Annotated in this window: 13 protein-coding genes and 1 pseudogene; 7 read left to right on the top strand and 7 right to left on the bottom strand. The window is 71.2% G+C overall.

Going from position 1 to position 16,112, the window contains the following annotated elements:
* Positions 1-4 precede the first annotated feature (4 nt).
* Positions 5-595 carry a GNAT family N-acetyltransferase gene (locus QFZ58_RS22750; RefSeq protein ID WP_307126746.1) on the top strand — a complete coding sequence of 197 codons (591 nt, stop codon included), beginning with the start codon at positions 5-7 and terminating at the stop codon, positions 593-595.
* A 10-nt stretch (positions 596-605) separates the two neighbouring features.
* Complete coding sequence (locus QFZ58_RS22745) at positions 606-1,781, top strand: winged helix-turn-helix domain-containing protein (protein WP_307126745.1); 1,176 nt, start codon at positions 606-608, stop codon at positions 1,779-1,781.
* Between the two features lie 15 nt (positions 1,782-1,796).
* Here the strand turns inward: QFZ58_RS22745 and QFZ58_RS22740 are convergent.
* From QFZ58_RS22740 to mtnA, 7 genes and pseudogenes are all read right to left on the bottom strand, one after another.
* A pseudogene (locus QFZ58_RS22740) lies at positions 1,797-2,550 on the bottom strand (response regulator).
* A gap of 195 nt (positions 2,551-2,745) precedes the next feature.
* A complete protein-coding gene (gene hpf, locus QFZ58_RS22735; protein ID WP_307126744.1) occupies positions 2,746-3,435 on the bottom strand; it encodes a ribosome hibernation-promoting factor, HPF/YfiA family in 690 nt (229 codons plus the stop codon).
* Between the two features lie 327 nt (positions 3,436-3,762).
* Positions 3,763-4,512, bottom strand: coding sequence for a ComF family protein (locus QFZ58_RS22730; RefSeq protein ID WP_307126743.1), 750 nt, complete (start codon positions 4,510-4,512; stop codon positions 3,763-3,765).
* A gap of 164 nt (positions 4,513-4,676) precedes the next feature.
* Complete coding sequence (locus QFZ58_RS22725; protein WP_307128960.1) at positions 4,677-6,497, bottom strand: LpqB family beta-propeller domain-containing protein; 1,821 nt, start codon at positions 6,495-6,497, stop codon at positions 4,677-4,679.
* A 34-nt stretch (positions 6,498-6,531) separates the two neighbouring features.
* The gene (gene mtrB, locus QFZ58_RS22720; protein ID WP_307126742.1) at positions 6,532-8,568 is read right to left on the bottom strand and encodes an MtrAB system histidine kinase MtrB; all 2,037 of its coding nucleotides are present in this window, start codon (positions 8,566-8,568) and stop codon (positions 6,532-6,534) included.
* A 1-nt stretch (position 8,569) separates the two neighbouring features.
* Positions 8,570-9,259 (bottom strand): two-component system response regulator MtrA, encoded by a 690-nt coding sequence (gene mtrA, locus QFZ58_RS22715; protein ID WP_187281934.1) that lies wholly within the window; start codon positions 9,257-9,259, stop codon positions 8,570-8,572.
* Between the two features lie 4 nt (positions 9,260-9,263).
* On the bottom strand, positions 9,264-10,418 hold the full coding sequence (gene mtnA / locus QFZ58_RS22710; RefSeq protein WP_307126741.1) for an S-methyl-5-thioribose-1-phosphate isomerase: 1,155 nt from the start codon (positions 10,416-10,418) through the stop codon (positions 9,264-9,266).
* Positions 10,419-10,558: 140 nt separating this feature from the next.
* Here mtnA and QFZ58_RS22705 point away from each other — a divergent pair, with 140 nt between their 5' ends.
* Genes QFZ58_RS22705 through QFZ58_RS22685 form a run of 5 tightly spaced genes read left to right on the top strand, consistent with a single transcriptional unit; the run spans position 10,559 to position 16,054 of the window.
* Positions 10,559-11,761, top strand: a complete 1,203-nt coding sequence (locus tag QFZ58_RS22705; protein ID WP_307126740.1) for a glycerophosphoryl diester phosphodiesterase membrane domain-containing protein — start codon at positions 10,559-10,561, stop codon at positions 11,759-11,761.
* A 4-nt stretch (positions 11,762-11,765) separates the two neighbouring features.
* Positions 11,766-12,458: a DUF4129 domain-containing protein gene (locus QFZ58_RS22700; RefSeq protein WP_307126739.1), complete on the top strand. Its 693-nt coding sequence runs from the start codon at positions 11,766-11,768 to the stop codon at positions 12,456-12,458.
* Positions 12,455-13,714, top strand: a complete 1,260-nt coding sequence (locus QFZ58_RS22695) for a DUF4350 domain-containing protein (RefSeq protein WP_307126738.1) — start codon at positions 12,455-12,457, stop codon at positions 13,712-13,714. The genes QFZ58_RS22700 and QFZ58_RS22695 overlap by 4 nt, the downstream gene beginning before the upstream one ends.
* Positions 13,711-14,730: a MoxR family ATPase gene (locus QFZ58_RS22690; RefSeq protein ID WP_307126737.1), complete on the top strand. Its 1,020-nt coding sequence runs from the start codon at positions 13,711-13,713 to the stop codon at positions 14,728-14,730. The genes QFZ58_RS22695 and QFZ58_RS22690 overlap by 4 nt, the downstream gene beginning before the upstream one ends.
* 10 nt (positions 14,731-14,740) lie before the next feature.
* A complete protein-coding gene (locus QFZ58_RS22685) occupies positions 14,741-16,054 on the top strand; it encodes a DUF58 domain-containing protein (protein WP_307126736.1) in 1,314 nt (437 codons plus the stop codon).
* Positions 16,055-16,112 lie beyond the last annotated feature (58 nt).

Here is a 16,112-nt window from a genome sequence, read left to right as displayed (position 1 = left end):
CCGCATGGAACCGATCACCCTCACCACCGAGCGCCTGCTCCTGCGGCCCTTCTCCCCCCAGGACGCGGACGAGGTGTACACCGCCTGCCAGAACCCGGACATCCAGCGCTGGACGGTGGTCCCCTCCCCGTACACCCGTGCCGACGCGGAGCTGTTCACCCGCGAACTGTCCCCCCGGGGCTGGCAAGACGGCACGTCGTACGACTTCGCCGTGGTGGCCCGGGACGGCGGGCAGCTCACCGGCGCACTCGGCGTCAACGCCCGCAGCCTGCCGGGCACCTACGAGGTGGGCTTCTGGACGGCCGAGGAGCACCGTGGCCGGGGCTTCACGACGGAGGCGGTGCTCGCCGCCGCCCGGTGGGCGTTCACCGCCCTCGCGGCCGACCGGCTCGAGTGGCGGGCCGAGATCGGCAACGCACCGTCCCGGGCCGTCGCACTGCGTGCGGGCTTCCGCATGGAGGGGGAGCAGCGGTCGGCCCTGCTCAACAAGGGGATACGGCGCGACACCTGGGCCGGGGCTCTGATCCCCGCCGACCTGGGGCTGCCCGGCACCCACCCGTATCTGCCGGCGCCCGGTGTCAGTGGGGCCCTCTAGTGTTCGATCCATGACGCCTGTGCCGCTGCCCGTACTGGAACTCTCCGCCGATCAGGCACGCCGGATGGCCCTGCGTGCGCAGGGCTTGCTGGGGGCGCCGGACCGCCGGGGCGGGGCGCCCGGAGTCCTGCGCCGTCTCGGGGCCGTCCAGCTCGACACGATCTCGGTCCTCGCCCGGTCGCACGAGCTCGTTCCCTACGCCCGGCTCGGCGCGGTCGGCCGCCGCACCGTCGAGGACGCCTACTGGTCGGGGGGCCGGTCGTTCGAGTACTGGTCCCATGCCGCGTGCATCCTGCCGGTCGAGGAGTGGCCGCACTTCGCGTTCCGCCGCCGCGCCTACCGCTCCCGTCCGCACTGGAACCACGACCTGCCCACCGGGACGTACGAGACGGTGATCAGGCAACTGCGCACCGAGGGCCCGCTGACGGCCACGGAGCTCGGCGGCGCGAAGAACGGCGGGGAATGGTGGGACTGGTCGGCGTCCAAGGTCGCCGTCGAACGCGCCCTCATGTACGGCGAGGTGGTGTGCACCGAGCGGCGCGGCTGGAAGCGCGTCTACGACCTCGCCGAGCGCGCGATCCCGGACGCCCTCCTCCACGACGACCTGGACGACACGGAGTGCACGCGCCGCCTGGTCGCGCTGGCAGGCCGGTCGCTGGGAGTCGGGACCCGCGCGGACATCGCGGACTACCACCGGCTCAAGGGCGAGCAGTTCGACGCCGTCGTGGCGGACTCGGGACTCGTGCCGGTGTCGGTGCGCGGGTGGGCCAAGCCGGCCTGGGCCGACCCCGAGGCTCTGGCCTCGGAGCCACGCGGCCGGCACCGTACGACGCTGCTGTCACCGTTCGACTCGCTGATCTGGGAGCGGGCACGCACGGAGCGGATCTTCGCCTTCACCCACCGCCTGGAGGCGTACGTCCCCCGGCCCAAGCGCGTCCACGGCTACTTCGCCATGCCCCTGCTCGCGGGTGGCCGGCTGCAGGGCCGCGTGGACCCCGCGCGTGAGGGCACCACGCTGGTCGCCCGCCAGGTGTCCCTGGACGGCAGGAAATCCGTGACGCCGATGGCGCAGGCTCTCGTGGAAGCGGCGTCCTGGGTCGGCTGCACGGACGTGCGGCTGGAGCGGGTCGACGCCCCGGAACTGCGTGGACCGCTGAGCGCGGAGATCACCCGCGCCCTGGCGTAGCAGCCGCCCGCCGCACTATCCGATCTCGAGAATCTTCTCCCGCATGGCATAGACCACGGCTTCCATCCGGGAGTGCAGCTGCAGCTTCTCCAGAATGTTGCGGACGTGGTTCTTCACCGTGTTCTCGGAAATGAACAGTTCCTTGGCGATATCACGGTTGTTCATCCCCGTGGCCACCAGCTTGAGCACCTCCAGCTCCCGCTCGGTGAGCCGTGGTGCGCGGGACGAGCCGCCGCTCGTCGGTGCGCTGGATCATCGACTTGAACTCGGTGAGCAGTTTGGAGGCCATCGACGGGCTGATCTGGGACTGGCCGTCCGCCACTGCGCGAATGGCCGTGGCCACCTCGTCGGTGGAGATCTCCTTGAGGAGATAACCCGTGGCGCCCGCCTTGATCGCCTCGTAGAGGTCGGCCTCCTCGTCGCTGATCGTCAGCATGATGATCTTCGCACTGGGGGCCACCTCCTTGATGGAGGTGCACGCCTCGATGCCGCCGCGCTTGGGCATGCGGACATCCATCAGGATGATGTCGGGCAGCAGATCCGCCGCCTTGTCGACCGCCTCGGCCCCGTCCCCCGCCTCCCCGACGACCTGGATGTCCTCCTCCTGCGCGAGGACGATCTCCAGCCCTCTGCGGAAGAGCGCATGGTCGTCGACCACGAGGACCCGGATCGGCTCCTTGCCGGAAGTGTCGCCGTCCGCGCCGGAATCCGCACCGGAAACGTCGTCGGCAGCGTTCGTCCTGTGCACGGGCCCGAAGGTGTCCGCCATCGTTCCTCCCCCTGAAGGCCACGGCCTGAGGTCACAGGCTGTCCGCCAACGGCACTTGTCACAGCGCCGATTGGCTTGGGCCGCCATGATTCCATGCCCAGCGGTGGCAGCGGTGACCGTGTGGCCGCACACCGGTGCCCCTGGGGGCGCGCAGACGCTCCAGGGGCACCGTGTATGAGCTGTGTATGGTGCGTGTCAGCCGCCGAGCGCACCGCCCGCGCCGCCCGCCCCGTCGGAGGCCAGCGGGTCGGTCCTCAGGTGGATGACACCGTAGTCGTAGGCGTGCCGCCGGTAGACGACACTGGGCTCCTTGGTGTCGGAGTCGATGAACAAGTAGAAGTCGTGACCGACCAGCTCCATCTCGTAGAGCGCCTGGTCGAGCGTCATGGGTGCCGCGACATGCGTCTTCTCGCGCACCACGAGCGGCCCTTCGCCCTGCACCTCGAGCGAACCGATCCTGGTGGTGGGCACCGCCGGTTCCGTCTCCTCGGGGATCAGCTCACCGTCCCCGTTGAAGGAAGCGACGCCCGGCACGACATCTCCCACCTCGGAGGCCGGCAGCCGGCCGTTACCGCGCCTGCTGTAGCGCTTGTCGTGCTCCTTGCGCAGCCTGGCATCCAGCTTGTCGGTGGCCAGGTCCAGCGCTGCGTACGGGTCGCCTGCCGCCGCCTCCGCGCGAATGACCGGCCCTCGCGAGCGAAGCGTGATCTCCACGCGGGCCGCGCGGTCGGCCTGACGGGGATTCGGCTCCTTGGACACCTCGACGTCCAGGCTCATCACCTTGCCGTCGAACTTCTGGATCTTGTCCAGCTTCAGCTTCTCGGCCACGTGCTTGCGGAACCGCTCGGGCACCTCGGTCTTGCGGCCCTTGACGACGATGTCCACGCAGAACTCCGTTCCCGGATCGCTCCGCTTCAGCGGCGGAGCATCTCCCTTTTGCACCAGGCTCCGGTAATCGCCGGAGCCGCGGACTCGGTGGCTTTCACCTCCTCCTCCCCCATCGGCAGGGTTTCCACCCCACCGACTTCCATGCCTCTGGCCTTGGTGACTCACCTGCCCGAAACGCGGTGGTGCATTCTTCGAGGTTCGGCGTTCACCGTCCCTCACAACCGAACATAGCCTGCCCAGCGCCGTGTCGGCACCCGCTACTCGCGCGTACCTCCGATCAGGTCGCTTTACCCACTCACTACCTGCAGCGATGCAAATTTTCTGTCAGTTCCGGTTTATTTCGAAAGCCGACGGAGATGCTGCGACGACAGCGGCCCGTAGGGATGCCGGGGAGCGCACAGCGCCCTGGCCGGAGGCGTTGCCGGCCTGCTGTGCGCCACCGGCCGCGCGGACCGCTCGTGCCGCTTCCGTCAGCGACGCCCCAGTCGTCAGCAGGTCGTCCACCAGCCACACCCGGCCTCCGCCGAGGAGGTCGCGGCCACCGACCGCCACGTCGAGCGCGCCCGCCAGATTCGCCTGCCGCTCCCGGGCACCGAGCCCCGCCTGGTCGGCCACCGCCCGCCGCTGCCGCAGCACGGCCAGCACCCGCGCCGGCGTCCCGCTCCGCCGCAGCACGGCCGCGGCGGCCAGCGCGATCCTGCGCGTCGGGTCGTGCCCACGCGCGGCGGTGGCCCGCCGCGCCGACGGTACGGGCACAAGAAGCAGGGGCCCCGTGCCCCCCGTGCACCCCGCCCCGGCCCGCACCGCGGCCGCCAGCGCCCCGCCGAGCGGTCCGGCGAGCCCCAGTGCCCCTCGCTCCTTGTGGGCCAGCAGCACGGCGCGCACCGCGCTCCCGTACGGGGCGACCGCGTACACGAGCGGCAACCCGGCGGGCTCGGGCGTGGGCCTCACGCGACGCGGCGCCGCCTCCAGCACCGCCGCGCACGTCTCGCACAGTTCCGTGCGCGGTCTGCCGCAGCCACCACAGGCCACGGGCAGGACCAGCCCGGTGATCTCCCGCCACCATGCGCTCATGACTCCACTGTGCCCGGAGTCGGAGAACCTGGCCGGTCCTGTGGACAGCGCCTGTGGACAACCTCGTGGGCCGGTGGGTGCCGGCCGTCCGGGGCCCGCGCCGCGCCGCCGTCCGGCCGGCCCGGGCGGACGAGCCGTCCGGCCCTGGCCCAGGTGGACGAGCTCTAGCCCGGGTAGACGAGCGACGAACCGTCCTTGAGGACCGTCTGCCAGTTGTCCCCAGGCGAAAGCTTCACTATTCCGTCACTCTCGGTGTCCGCCATCAACGGCAACTGCTCGTCGTCCGCGGCGGCGACCGCCGTCACCTGGTTCACACCCGGCAGGACCCCGGAGGAGGACGTGGAGCCGTCGGCCTGCACGTAGCGCACCTGCTGCACACCGCCCTCCTCCTTGCCGACCACCACGAGGCGGCTGCGACCCGACCAGGAGACAGCGGTCACTTCGGCCAGCTGGGGCGCGGCCTGACGCAGGTCCTCGACGGAAGCCCGTTCGGACTTCCCCGAGCCGTGGCGCTCGACCCGGCCGATCTTCAGCGTGGTGTGCCCGTCCTCCGACACCCGCAGGGCGATCCGCACACCGTCGGCCGACATCCTCAGTGCCTCGATGCGCCCGCCACCCAGTCCGGGCACCGCGACCTCCTGGGGCTTGCCCGCGCCGGCCACCAGGCGCAGCAGCCTCGGACCGGACGGATCACGGTCGGCGACCCACAGGTCGCCGGCGCCGTCCCAGCTCGGTGCCGACAGCCGGTCCTCGGCCTTCACGGCCTGGCTGGTCACCACCGGGGCGGCCGGCTCGCTCTCCGAGGACAGCGAGGACACGTAGAGGTGCTGCCGGTTCGCCGAGACCGCGGCGGCCTGCTGTTCGTCCCTGGCCACCCCCACGGCGCTCATGGCCACCTGCCCGGAACCGAGCGGACCGGCCACCGGTTCCGGTTCACCGCTTCCCTTGCTGCTCCCGGGAATCTGCTGGACCCGCCCCTTGTCGTCGACGAAGTACTGACTGTCGGGAGCCTCCGAGCCGCTGTCCGACGCGAACTCCTCGGCCTCGTCGGCCCCCAGGGAGCACAGCGGGCCGCGCTCACCCTGGAGTTCCACCTGGCCCACCCGGGCGGAGGTCAGGTCCCGCAGGGTGAAGAGCACCTGGGCCGCCATCATGCGGCAGGCGCCCTGTCCGGCCTTGTCGGCCTTCTTGTTGAGCCGCACCCTCAGGACGTTCTGGTCGTCGGGTGCCAGAGCGGTCACATCGCTCCGCAGGGCCGTACCGGTGGGAAAGCGGGAATCGACCACCGGCCGCAGCCAGTCCGACGGCCCCTGCAGCAGCGACCGGACGGTCTGCGTCGCCGTGTCCATCCGTGTGACGGGGTCCGTGCGGTTCCTTACGTAGACGGGATCGGCGACCAGCGCGGCACCGCCGTCGGTCCGCCCGGCGGCGAAGTAGTACTTGTTCACGGACCGGTACAGCCGCTTGAAGTCGGACTGCCCGAGCACCAGGCCGTCCGGCACGATGTCGATGCGCCACTCCTGCTTGCCGTCCGGTCCCTTCTGCCGCACCAGATGCAGCGTCTGGGAGTAGTCCGTCGGCGCGAGCGGCCGGTAGGAGCTCTGCGCGTCCACCACCGCAACCTGCTCACCCGTCAGCGTGTACGTGGTGTCGGTGGTCCTGCGCTCGTCGTCGCGGAACGTGGGCCCGTTGCGATTGGGAGCCTGCGCCAGCACCGTCGTGCCCTCACTCGGCTTCCAGGTGCGGGCGGCTTCCGTCGTCAGATAGGTGCGGGTCGTCCTGAAGTCGGGGTCGTCACTCGTCATCGACTCCAGGAATCCGTCGACGATCTCGATCGGCTCGGCGTCCTCCCTCGGCGGCACGGCGTACACCTGCACCTGGGAGTCGCCCGGCTGCGAGGCACCGACCCCCTTGACGTCACCGGTGACCGGCATCGCCCCGCATCCCGCGAGCACCACGGCGCCGCAGCCGAGCAGCGCGGACATCCGCACCGCCCGCCGACGTCCGTCCCGACGGCGGTCAGTGTCCACGAGTCGTGTCCTCCTGCTCCGGATGGTGCGCCTCTGGGTCGGTGCCGCCGCCCGGCCGCTCCCCGGCCGGACGTGCCACCACACGGGAGCCGTTGCCCGGCAGGGCCGCCGGATCGACCGAAGCAGGGGCCGTACGGGGTGCGGCGGGGCTGTGTGCCGTGACGGGGAGCTGGGGACGCGTGGCCGAACCGCTCTGGGTCGGTACGGACATCAGCCGGTGGTCGGCCGCCGCCGGGGCCGCCTCCGCGCGTTCACGGTTCTCCCGGTTGCGCCGGGAGTCCTCGGGCTCAAGGGGTATGGGCGACCCTCGCAGCGGCTCGTCCGCCGTCCGCGGCAGAGTCAGCCGGAACTGCGAGCCGCCACCGGGCTCGCCCCAGGCCTGCAGCCAGCCACCGTGCAGCCGGGCGTCCTCGACCGCGATCGACAATCCCAGCCCGGTTCCCCCGGTGGTGCGGGCGCGCGCCGGGTCGGCCCGCCAGAAGCGGTTGAAGACCCGAGTGGCCTCGCCCGGCTTGAGCCCCACCCCGTAGTCCCGGACCGCCACCGCCACAGCACCCTGGGCCACACCCATCCGTACGACGACGTCCCGGCCCTCACCGTGCTCGACGGCGTTGACCACGAGGTTGCGCAGGACCCGCTCGACCCGGCGTGCGTCGGCTTCCGCGACCACGGGCTGCTCGTCGCCCACGACCCGGATCCGGCTGCCCTTGCGCTCCGCCAGCGGCTCGGCACCGCCGATGACCCGGCGCACGACCGTACGCAGGTCTATCGGCTCGGCCTCGAGCGCCGCGGCACCGGCGTCGAACCTGCTGATCTCGAGCAGGTCGGACAGGAGCGACTCGAACCGGTCCAGCTGGTCCCCGAGAAGTTCCGCGGAACGGGCGGTGACAGGGTCGAAGTCGACACGTGCCTCATGGATGACATCGGCGGCCATCCGCACGGTGGTCAACGGTGTGCGCAGCTCGTGGCTGACGTCCGACACGAAGCGCCGCTGCATACGGGAGAGCTCCTCCAGCTGCTGGATCTTCAGCTGGAGGTTCTGCGCCATCTTGTTGAAGGCCTCACCGAGGCGGGCGATGTCGTCCTCACCGGTGACCTTCATCCGCTCCTGCAGACGGCCCGCCGAGAGCCTCTCCGCGATCCCCGCCGCCATCCGCACCGGCGTGACGACCTGGCGCACCACGAACCACGCGATGGCGCCGAGCAGCACGACGACGAACAGGCCGGCCGTGGCCAGCGTCGTCGTGACCAGGGTCAGCGACTTCTCCTCCTGCGTCAGCGGGAAGAGGTAGTAGAGCTCGTACGGATTGTGGTCGATGTCGTAGAGCCTCTTGCCCACGACGAGCCCCGGCTGCGGGTCCTTCCCGTAGGAGTAGCGGATCAGGGAGTACGTCTGGAACGCTCCGGGCCCCTTGCCCACTGCCTCCCGCAGGCTCTGCGGGACGCTGGACGCCTCCACGTCACCCGATCCACGTGGTGCGCGGCTGGTGGCGCTCTGCCCCACGGAGTCGGCGCTCAGAGCCACCACGTTGAAGGCGTTGGTCCCACCGCTGGCGAGCTGATCGACCAGCTCGGTGCGCCAGGAGGTGCTGGCCATCATGCCGTCGGCGCCCTCCTCGCCCTGAGCCCCCGGGGCGAGCGGCGCGTTGGCGTCCGCCTGCGCGGCCGCGAAGCCACCGGCCGCCTGCATCTGCGCGGCCTTGCCCTTCGCGTCGAGCAGACCGTTCTTGACCTGCCCGATCACGACGAAGCCCAGCAGCAGCACCACGCCGATCGACATCAGCAGCGTGCCCGCCACCACGCGCAACTGCAGGTTCCGCCGCCACAGACGGGCAGCGGGCAGCAGCGGACGGCGGATCCACCGCATCAGCAGCCGCGGCACAGGACCGCCGGGCGACCGGTCGTGGAACAACCGGCCACCCGCCAGGAGCCGGCGGAGCCCGGCGAACCTCCGTGCCGGGCCGGCAGCCCGCTCCGTACGGACTCCCGGCCCCCCGGGTTTCGGAGCAGCGCTGCCCAGGGTCATGTCAGCTCGGTCCGGCCTTGTAACCGACACCGCGGACGGTCACGACGATCTCCGGACGCTCGGGGTCCTTCTCGACCTTGGAGCGCAGCCGCTGGACGTGCACGTTCACCAGACGGGTGTCTGCGGCGTGGCGGTAACCCCACACCTGCTCGAGCAGGACCTCACGGGTGAAGACCTGCCACGGCTTACGGGCGAGTGCGACCAGCAGGTCGAACTCCAGAGGGGTGAGGGCGATGGACTGCCCTTCCCGCTTCACCGAATGACCGGCCACGTCGATGACCAGGTCCCCGATCGCCAGCTGCTCCGGCGCGGGCTCTTCGGACCTCCGCAGACGTGCCCTGATCCGGGCGACCAACTCCTTAGGTTTGAACGGCTTGACGATGTAGTCGTCGGCCCCGGATTCCAGGCCCACCACCACATCGACCGTGTCGCTCTTGGCAGTGAGCATGACGATCGGCACGCCGGACTCGGCCCTGATCAGCCTGCAGACCTCGATGCCGTCCCGTCCGGGCAGCATGAGGTCCAGCAGCACCAGGTCCGGCTTGGCCTCACGAAATGCAGCCAGTGCCTTGTCACCGTCCGCTACGAACGACGGCTCGAAACCTTCTCCACGCAGCACAATCCCGAGCATCTCGGCGAGTGCGGTGTCGTCGTCGACGACAAGGACGCGTCCCTTCATAAACGACATCATCCCATTAGCTAATCGTTACCTGCGATGACCTGGCACACAGCTCTGCCAGTCCGACCCCCGTGACCGGGGAAATGACGCCCTCCTCCGTGACGATCGCCGTGACCAGTTCGGGCGGCGTGATGTCGAATGCGGGGTTGTACGCCGGGGCTCCCGCGGGTGCCACGGCCGGACCGGCCCCTCCGCCACCGTCGCTTCCGTCGCCGACGATCCACGGCGATGTGAACTGCGTCACTTCACTCGCGGAGCGCTGCTCGACCACGATCGACGCGCCGTCCGCCGTCCCCAGATCGATCGTCGTGGTCGGTGCGACGACGATGAACGGCACATGGTGGTACTTCGCGAGCACCGCCAACGGATAACTCCCCACCTTGTTGGCCACCGAGCCGTCCGCAGCGATGCGGTCCGCCCCGATGAGTACGCCATCCACCTCTCCTGCGGCAAACAGCGAACCCGCCGCGTTGTCCGTGAGCACGCTGTACGGCATCCCGTTCCGCGCGGCTTCGTACGCCGTCAGCCGGGTGCCCTGGAGGAGCGGACGCGTCTCGTCCACCCACAACCGCCTCAGCGTGCCCTCCCGGTGCGCCGCGAGCGCCACGGCGAAGGCCGTGCCCTCGCCGCCCGACACGAGCGCACCGGTGTTGCAGTGGGTGAGCAGCCTATGCCCGCCCGCGGGCAGCAGCTCCGCCAGCAGTCGCAGACCGTACTGCGCCATGCGCCCGCTGGCCGCCGCGTCCTCCCGGTGCAGCGCTCGCGCCTCGGCCAGCGCCGCGGCTGCTGCCGCCTCCTGGCCGGCCCCCTCGCCGACCGCCGACGTGTACGCGCGCGCCACCCGCCGTGCCCCGTAGCCGAGGTTCACAGCGGTGGGCCGCGCCTGCTCCAGCACCTGCACCGCCCGCATCACGTCATCGCCCCGGGCGGCAGCCAGCGCCACCCCGTAGCCTCCGGCTACGCCCAGCAGGGGCGCCCCCCGCACCGCCAGCGCACGGATCGCCCCCACCAGCGCGGGGACATCCGCGCACACCAGCTCGACCTCCGCGGCGGGCAGCCGCCGCTGGTCGAGGAGGACCACCACGGGACCTCCCGGGGGCTCCTCCCAGCGGAGTACGGAAAGGGGCGGAGACTCGATATCCGCCGGCGGTCGCGCGTCCTGATCAGCCATCTGCCCAGTCTGCCCGCTGCACCGCCCGCATACGAAGGCGAGAACGAGATACGGCGCCCGGTCCGCACCAGGGCAACGCGTGGCACGATGGCTGACAACCTGCCGCCCCGATGAGCGGACAGGACCGTGAAGGAGCGACGATGAACGACTCTCCGGGCTGGGCTTCGCCCGGATCCGCCCCCTCCGACGACCAGGAGACAGGCATCCCAAGGCCCTCCTCGCCCGTCGACGGAAGCGGCCCTGTTGGACAGTGGTCTCCTGAGCAGCCGCCCGGGCAGTGGTCGCCGCCGAGCGCTCCCGGAAGCGGGCCCGGCGCACCCCCGCCTCCCCCGGGCTGGGGCGGCATGCCACCCGGGGCCGGATGGGGCGGGCCGCCGATGGCGGCGAAGCCCGGGGTCATCCCGCTCCGCCCGCTGGGCGTCGGCGAGATCCTCGACGGCGCCGTCTCCACGATGCGTACGCACTGGCGCACCGTGCTCGGCGTCAGTCTCACGGTCTCCGTGATCACCGAGGTCGTGATCCTGCTCGTCCAGCGCTACCTCATGCCCGAACCGGCCTCGATCGACCCGAACGCCGTCGGAGCCGAGGCCCTGCGGCAGGCCACCGACTCGATGCAGTCGGAACTGATCTCCAGCGCCCCCGCCACGTTCCTCGCGATGATCGCCACGCTCTTCACCACTTCGGTCCTCACCGTGGTCATCAGCCGATCCGTACTGGGCCGCGGGGTGACGCTCTCCGAGGCCTTCACCGAGGCCCGGCCCCGGCTGCTGCCCCTGCTCGGGCTGACGCTGCTGCTGAGCCTGATGAGCGCCGCGATCATGGCGGTGGGCCTGCTGCCCGGAATGCTGCTGGGCGGCGACGCGGGAATCGCTCTGGCCGCGGTCGGCTTCGTCGCCGCCTGCGTCATCGTCCTCTGGCTGATGATCCGCTTCACGCTGGCCGCACCGGCACTCATGCTGGAACGGCAGCCCGTCCTCACCTCGCTGCGCAGGTCCGCCAAGCTGGTCAGGGGCAGCTGGTGGCGCACCTTCGGCATCCTGGCGCTCACCTACCTGCTGGTCGTCGTCGTGACGTTGATCATTGCCGTCCCGTTCGGCATCATCGCCGTGACCGTGGGCAGCGACGGCCTGAGCGAGATCCTCAACGGCGACTCCTCCGACTTCGGCTGGCCCTTCCTCATCATCACCGGCGTGGGCGAGGTGATCGTCTCGACGCTCACCTACCCCTTCACCGCGGGAGTGATGGCCCTGCTCTACATCGACCAGCGCATTCGCCGCGAGGCACTCGACATCGACCTCGCACGAGCCGCGGGTGTGCCCGGCTACGACACCTCCAGGAGCTGATGCGGTGACGGGGGCGGGGGGCACCACAGCCGCGGTACGGCTCATCCGGGCGGGCGACGACATACCCGTGGACGTCTCACGCGTCCCCGCCCGTGAAGCCGCACAGGACGAACTGTCCGAGCCGATGTACCACGAACACGACCCGAACCTCCTCCAGCGCGGCATCGACCGCTTCTGGCATTGGGTCGGCGACCTCTTCGACGGCGCCGCCGGGTCCGCTCCCGGCGGGCCGCTCGGACTCGTCGTCATCGCCCTGGTCGTCATGGGCCTGGGCGCCGCCCTCTGGTGGCGGCTCGGCACACCGCAGCGCTCCGTGCGCGCGGCCGAGGCCCTGCTCGGCGGCAGTGAGCGAAGCGCCGCGGAACACCGCACGGCAGCGGAGGCACATGCCGCCGCCCGTCGATGGACCGAGGCCGTCCAGGAACGCATGCGTGCCGTCGTACGCTCCCTGGAGGACCGGGCGGTACTCGACCGCCGCCCCGGCCGCACCGCGGACGAGGCCGCCACCGACGCGGGCCGGCTCCTGCCAGGACACGCCACACGCCTGCGCGCCGCAGCCCGTGCCTTCGACGACGTCACATACGGTGGCCGCACCGCACACGAGGCGACGTACACCGACATGCGCGCACTCGACCTCGATCTCCAGACCGCCAAGCCCCTGCTGCCGGCCGGCTCGGTCCGGGAGGCCGCCGGATGACCGGGACCGCCCTTGAGCGCACCCCCGCGACCGCCCGCACCTCGACCGCCCGGAGCCCTCGCCAGATCTGGCGAGGGGTCCGAGGGCTGATGACAGCCGTTCTCATCCTCGTCATCGCCGGCATCGCCGTCGCCGCAGTCCGCTCCGAAGGCCAGCACGGCCGACTCGATCCCCGCTCCGCCGACCGGTACGGCAGCAGGGTCGTCGCCGAACTCCTCAAGGACCGCGACGTCTCCGTGGACGTCGTCGACACCCTCGACGACGCAGCCGGCGCGGCAGGAGCCGACACCACTCTCGTCGTCGCCGGGCCCGACGCGCTCACCGCGTACCAGCAGCAGCGCCTCCGAGCAGCAACCGGCGGCTCCGCCGGCCGAACCGTCCTGGTCGCTGCCGGCCGTCCGTCCGTGACCACCCTCGCCCCCGGCGCGCGCGCACAGTCGTCCGGCCCGGTGGCCGCCCGGGTCCCACGATGCGCGTTCTCCGCCGCACGCACCGCGGGGACGGCCGACATGGGAGGCATCCGCTACCTGCCGGACGTCACTGACGCGACCGCCTGCTACCCGGACAACGGCCTTCCCACCCTCCTTCTTCTCCCGGAGACCCAGGCCGGCGACACCGTCCTGCTCGGCTCCCCCGACATCCTGTACAACGATCGTCTCGATCAGCAGGGCAATGCCTCCCTCGCCCTGCAACTCCTCGGCTCCCGGCCGCATGTCGTCTGGTACCTCCCCTCACTCGACGATCCCTCCGCGTCCATCGGCAACACGGAAGGCGGAGGCCGCGACAGCGGCGATGACGAAAGCGGCGGGAGCACCGAGGGCGAGAGCGGATTCCTCGACCTCGTCCCCTCGGGCTGGCTCTGGGGCACCCTTCAACTCGCTCTCGCAGCCGTCCTCGCCGCCATCTGGCGAGGACGGCGTCTGGGACCGCTGGTCACCGAACGGCTCCCGGTGGCCATCCGTGCCTCGGAATCCACCGAGGGCCGGGCCCGGCTCTACCGCAAGACCAACGCCCGCGACCGCGCCGCCACCGCGCTGCGCTCCGCCACCCGCACCCGCATCGCCCCCCTCGTCGGTGTGGCCGCCCGCGACAGCCATTCCCCCGCCGTCCTCGTGCCTGCCGTCGCCGCACGCCTCGGCACCCCGGGCGGCGGCCTCGACTCCCTGCTCTTCGGCCCGGCTCCGGCCGATGACGCCGCGCTCGTCCTCCTGACCGACCAACTCGACGCCCTCGAAAGAGAGGTACGCACCTCATGAGCGCCCCGACCCCGGAGCCCTCCGCGCCTGCGGTGACCACAGGAACCCCTGCGACCCCCGTGGCCACCGACAGTGCCCGCGCATCCCTCGAAGCCCTGCGCTTCGAGATCGCCAAGGCCGTCGTCGGCCAGGACCCGGCTGTCACCGGACTGGTCGTGGCACTGCTCTGCCGAGGCCATGTCCTGCTCGAGGGCGTGCCCGGAGTCGCCAAGACCCTTCTGGTCCGCGCTCTTGCCGCCTCTCTCGAACTGGACACGAAGCGCGTCCAGTTCACCCCCGACCTGATGCCGAGTGACGTCACCGGCTCACTCGTCTACGACACCCGCAGCGCCGAATTCTCCTTCCAGCCCGGCCCGGTGTTCACGAATCTCCTGCTGGCCGACGAGATCAACCGGACCCCGCCCAAGACGCAGTCCTCGCTCCTGGAAGCCATGGAGGAACGCCAGGTCACCGTCGACGGGACTCCGCGCACGCTGCCCGACCCGTTCCTCGTCGCGGCCACTCAGAACCCCGTGGAATACGAGGGCACCTATCCGCTGCCCGAGGCCCAGTTGGACCGCTTTTTGCTCAAACTGACGGTCCCCCTCCCGTCACGTGAGGACGAGATCAACGTCCTCACCCGCCACGCGGACGGCTTCGACCCGCGCGACCTCGATGCTGCGGGCATACGGCCCGTGGCCGGCCCTGCCGACCTGGAAGCGGCACGCGCCGCCGTGGCCAAGACCTCGGTGTCACCCGAGATCGCCGCTTACGTGGTGGATATCTGCCGTGCCACGCGTGAATCCCCCTCACTCAGCCTCGGGGCCTCCCCTCGAGGAGCGACCGCCCTGCTCTCCACCGCCCGTGCGTGGGCCTGGCTCACCGGCCGGGACTACGTCACCCCGGACGATGTGAAAGCCCTGGCTCTTCCCACGCTGCGGCATCGCGTGCAACTGCGGCCCGAGGCGGAGATGGAAGGAGTCACCCCCGACTCCGTCATCACCGCCGTGCTCGCCCACGTCCCCGTCCCCCGATGAGGCGGTGACCATGGCCCTCACCGGACGAACCGCACTGCTCGCCGCTTTGGGATCACTCCCCGTAGGCATTCTGGCCCCGAGCTGGACAGGCATGCTCGCGGTCAACGCCCCGCTCTCTCTGGCAATTCTGTGCGACTACGCCCTGGCAGCGCCAGTGCGAACCCTGCAGTTCACCCGATCCGGCGACACATCCGTTCGACTCGGTGACACCGCCCAGGTACAACTCACCGTGACCAACGCGTCCCGTCGCCGTCTCCGCGCCCAGCTCCGTGACGCGTGGCCACCCAGCAGCTGGACGGCGGAAGCCGAGCAGGCCGCTTCCCGGCACGCCTTGACCGTGCCGGCGGGCGAGCGTCGCCGCCTCACCACGCTGCTCCGGCCCGCTCGGCGGGGCGACCGCCGGGCCGAGCGCGTCACCGTTCGCTCCTTCGGCCCGATGGGGCTCGCGGCCCGTCAGGGCGATCACGTCGTCCCCTGGACGGTCAGGGTCCTGCCTCCCTTCACCAGCCGGAAGCACCTGCCGTCGCGGCTCGCCCGGCTCCGAGAGCTCGACGGCCGTACCAGTGTCCTGACGCGCGGCGAAGGCACCGAGTTCGACAGCCTGCGTGACTACGTGCCCGGGGACGACACCCGTTCCATCGACTGGCGGGCCACGGCCCGCCGGTCCGCGGTCGCCGTCCGTACCTGGCGCCCGGAGCGGGACCGCCATGTTCTCGTCGTCCTCGACACCGGTCGTACGTCGGCGGGCCGGGTCGGCGACGTACCGCGCCTGGACGCGGCCATGGACGCGACGCTCCTGCTCACGGCTCTCGCAGCCCGGGCAGGCGACCGCGTCGATCTGCTGGCCTACGACCGCCGTGTCCGCGCCCAGGTACGGGGCAGGTCCGCCACGGGCGACGTCCTGTCGACCGTCGTCAACGCCCTGGCCCCGCTCGAACCCGAACTGGTGGAGACCGACGCCCGCGGTCTCAGCACGGCCGCACTCGCGAGTGCGCCCCGTGGCTCGCTCATCGTGCTGCTCACCGGCCTGGACGCCGCTCCCATCGAGGAAGGACTGCTTCCTGTGCTCCCCCAGCTCACGCACCGCCACACGGTCCTGGTCGCCGCCGTCGCCGACCCCCATGTGGAAACCATGGCCGGCGCGCGAGGCACCGTTGACGCCGCATACGAAGCCGCTGCCGCCACGCAGGCACAGGCCCGGCGCCGGCGGACGGCGGATCAACTCCGCCGTCATGGGGTGGTCGTCGTCGATGCCCCACCCCATGACCTGGCGCCCGCTCTGGCTGACGCCTATCTCGCGCTGAAAGCGAGCGGTCGACTCTGATTCGTGGCGGTGACGGCGGGGCGGCGCCACGAAAAAAGAAGCTGAGGAGCGAAGCCGA

Source organism: Streptomyces sp. B1I3 (genome assembly GCF_030816615.1).
Classification (GTDB): domain Bacteria; phylum Actinomycetota; class Actinomycetes; order Streptomycetales; family Streptomycetaceae; genus Streptomyces.
This window is presented reverse-complemented; position numbering and strand designations above follow the sequence as displayed.

Coding starts and splice junctions, on each gene's coding strand:
- QFZ58_RS22750 (WP_307126746.1), top strand. CDS start 5: ATGGAACCGATCACCCTCACCACCGAGCGCCTGCTCCTGCGGCCCTTC.
- QFZ58_RS22745 (WP_307126745.1), top strand. CDS start 606: ATGACGCCTGTGCCGCTGCCCGTACTGGAACTCTCCGCCGATCAGGCA.
- QFZ58_RS22730 (WP_307126743.1), bottom strand. CDS start 4,512: ATGAGCGCATGGTGGCGGGAGATCACCGGGCTGGTCCTGCCCGTGGCC.
- QFZ58_RS22725 (WP_307128960.1), bottom strand. CDS start 6,497: ATGTCCGCGCTGCTCGGCTGCGGCGCCGTGGTGCTCGCGGGATGCGGG.
- mtrB (WP_307126742.1), bottom strand. CDS start 8,568: ATGACCCTGGGCAGCGCTGCTCCGAAACCCGGGGGGCCGGGAGTCCGT.
- mtrA (WP_187281934.1), bottom strand. CDS start 9,259: ATGATGTCGTTTATGAAGGGACGCGTCCTTGTCGTCGACGACGACACC.
- mtnA (WP_307126741.1), bottom strand. CDS start 10,418: ATGGCTGATCAGGACGCGCGACCGCCGGCGGATATCGAGTCTCCGCCC.
- QFZ58_RS22705 (WP_307126740.1), top strand. CDS start 10,559: ATGAACGACTCTCCGGGCTGGGCTTCGCCCGGATCCGCCCCCTCCGAC.
- QFZ58_RS22695 (WP_307126738.1), top strand. CDS start 12,455: ATGACCGGGACCGCCCTTGAGCGCACCCCCGCGACCGCCCGCACCTCG.
- QFZ58_RS22690 (WP_307126737.1), top strand. CDS start 13,711: ATGAGCGCCCCGACCCCGGAGCCCTCCGCGCCTGCGGTGACCACAGGA.
- QFZ58_RS22685 (WP_307126736.1), top strand. CDS start 14,741: ATGGCCCTCACCGGACGAACCGCACTGCTCGCCGCTTTGGGATCACTC.